At 72.0% G+C, this 2,407-nt stretch carries 3 protein-coding genes; 2 read left to right on the top strand and 1 reads right to left on the bottom strand.

Annotation, left to right across the window (positions count from 1 at the left end):
• The first annotated feature begins 127 nt into the window (after positions 1–127).
• Complete coding sequence (locus tag D7V93_RS41845; RefSeq protein WP_147451636.1) at positions 128–1,231, top strand: hypothetical protein; 1,104 nt, start codon at positions 128–130, stop codon at positions 1,229–1,231.
• On the top strand, positions 1,228–1,836 hold the full coding sequence (locus tag D7V93_RS41840; RefSeq protein ID WP_120648539.1) for an outer membrane beta-barrel protein: 609 nt from the start codon (positions 1,228–1,230) through the stop codon (positions 1,834–1,836). Before D7V93_RS41845 ends, D7V93_RS41840 begins: the two co-directional genes overlap by 4 nt.
• 14 nt (positions 1,837–1,850) lie before the next feature.
• On the opposite strand, the gene D7V93_RS41835 is transcribed toward D7V93_RS41840, so the two are convergent.
• Complete coding sequence (locus D7V93_RS41835) at positions 1,851–2,261, bottom strand: response regulator (RefSeq protein WP_120613224.1); 411 nt, start codon at positions 2,259–2,261, stop codon at positions 1,851–1,853.
• Positions 2,262–2,407 lie beyond the last annotated feature (146 nt).

The raw sequence follows: 2,407 nt of genomic DNA, 5'->3' as shown, positions 1-2,407 counted from the left end.
GGCACTTGAGTTTTCTTGACCACCCCACCAGGGGGTGCTGTGCGCGCGGAGCCGGAAAAAACTCCTGACCCTCCAGGGCCCCGGCCTAACGTGTGACAGCCTTGTTGACGGGATGATGGAGGAACCTGTGCGCCTTCCGGCCGCCGCCGCACTGCTCAGCCTGGTCGCCTGCTCCGAATCGACGGAAGGACCCACCCCGAAGCTCGAGGGCCTCATCAATCCTCTGGAGCGGCTCGTCACCCCCGCGCGCGTCTGCAATGCCGGGGGTGATGCGCCCGGGTGGCGCCTGGAGCTCATTGGCAGCGGCTTCACCCCGCTCCCCCGCGACGCGCTCACCGACACACCCTCCGTGGAGCTGCCGCAGGTGACGCTGAGCGGCCCCAGCGACTACACACTCCCCGCCGACCACCTCTTCTTCGCGCGCAGCGAGCTGATGCGGATGGACCTGCCCACCCGCGACAGCACGCCGTCGAGCCAGCTCGCGCCCGGCGCCTATACCGTCTCCGTGACCAACCCCCTGGGCGGCACCGCGAAGCTCGCGGACGGGCTGCGCGTCGTGCCGCCGCCCACGCTCGCGAGCGTCACCGCGCCCCAGGGCTTCTCCTACGGAGGCGGTAGCCCGCTGGTCCTCGAAGGCAGCGGCTTCCGCGCGGACGCGCTGCCCCTCATCACCCTGCACCGCGAGGGCTTGGAGGACCAGCCGCTCTTCAGCGTCACCGTCGCCTCCGACGCGCGCATCGACTCCGAGGTGCCCCCCGCGACACCCGAGGGCACCTACGACGTCCGCATCACCAACCCCGAGGGCTGCGCCGTCACGCGCCCCCAGGCGCTCACCGTCGCCTATCCGAAGCTGGGCACCCTCGCCGCGTCGCCCACGAGCGCCCCCGCCAGCAGCGACACATCCATCACCCTCACCAACACCGTCTCCGGCGGCGCGCGCCCGTTCTCCCCCGGCATCCGGGACGTGTACCTGGTCGCGCCCGTGAAGGCGGACCCCGGGCAGCGCGTGAACATCCCGCTGCGCGAAGTGAGGTTCGTGTCAGTCACGCAGCTCACCGCCACCGTGCCCACTTGCGCCGGCTTTGATCCGCCGCCCGTCACGGATCCCCAGTGTCCCAGTGGCGTCGTGCCCGGCGGTCCCTACACGCTCATCGTCGCCGACCCCAGCGGCGCGGTGGGCGAGGTGTCCGGCTTCACCGTCTCCGCCTCCCTGGCCTCCCCCACCCCATGAACGCCCACGCCCTGCTCGCGTTCGCGGCGCTGACCGCCGCACCGTCCCCCTCCAGCAAGGCCAAGGAAGAGCCCTTCTTCCTCGCGCCCAAGGTGGGCTTCATCAAGACCACCACGTCGCTCAGCGGCGACCTCTACCTCGCCGGAGAGGTGGGCTACCTCACGCCCCTGCTGAAGCGGCGGCTCGCGCTGGTGCTGGAGGTGAACTACCACCGGCCCTCCCGGTCCGGGACGCTGCGCGGCCCCCAGTTAGACAACCTGGGCCAGCCGGTGGAGCGCCCCTACACGCTCGCTGAACGCGAGGTCGCCCTCCAGTTGTCCGCCGTGTTCCGCTTCCCCCGGGCGCTGGGCCCGCTCACGCCCTACGCGGGCGCGGGGCCAGGCCTGTACCTGCACCGCGCGACGGTGGAGGCGTTCGAGACTACCGCGTCGGAGAGCAGCGGCGCGCTCGGCTTCCAGGTACTCGCGGGCGCGGAGCTGCCCCTGGGGCCCGGGGGCGCCTTCGTGGAGGCGCACTACCACTTCGCTCCGGTGGACTTCCTCACCACCGGGGACGTGAACGTCGGCGGGGTGCTCGCGGCCGTGGGCTACCGCCTGCGCCTGTAGCCCCCCGGCGCGCGTCAGGCCCGCCCCACCGGCGGGCGCAGCAGGCGCAACAGGTGCTGGGCCAACAGGTCGCGCACGGCCTGGAGCAGCGAGCCCATCAGGTGGTGCAGCGCTTCCGCCGTATCGCCGTGCGCTTCCCGCACGCGCTCCGAGCGGCCGTCGAAGATGCGCAGCCGGCCGGGCACCAGCGAGATGACCGGCAGCGACGGGTGCCGTTTGCGCAAGAGGCCCAGGAACAGCGGATGGTCCTCGTCCGGGCGGCGCAGGTCCACCACCACCAGGGCCGGCTTGTTCTCCGCGATGGAGGCGAAGGCGTCGTCCGGCTCGCCCGTGGCCGTGACCTCCACGTCCGGCTCCGCGTCCAGGAAGCGCCTCAAGAGCGTGCGCGAGGCCAGGTGCGGGCTGACGACGAGGACCCGCATCAGGAGGTCCACGCCAGGGAGGAACGGCGGGCAGCGGCAGGGCAGGTCGAGGACATGAAGAGGAGCAGGTAACGCCCGAAGCCCCCCCAAAGCAACCCGACCCGAGCGCTTCGGGCATGCCGTGCCTCCAAGCAGTCACTCGTTCGCCC

It is taken from the genome of Corallococcus llansteffanensis (genome assembly GCF_003612055.1).
GTDB lineage: Bacteria > Myxococcota > Myxococcia > Myxococcales > Myxococcaceae > Corallococcus > Corallococcus llansteffanensis.
The sequence above is the reverse complement of the archived record's forward strand: the minus strand, read 5'-3'. Positions and strand labels throughout refer to the sequence as shown.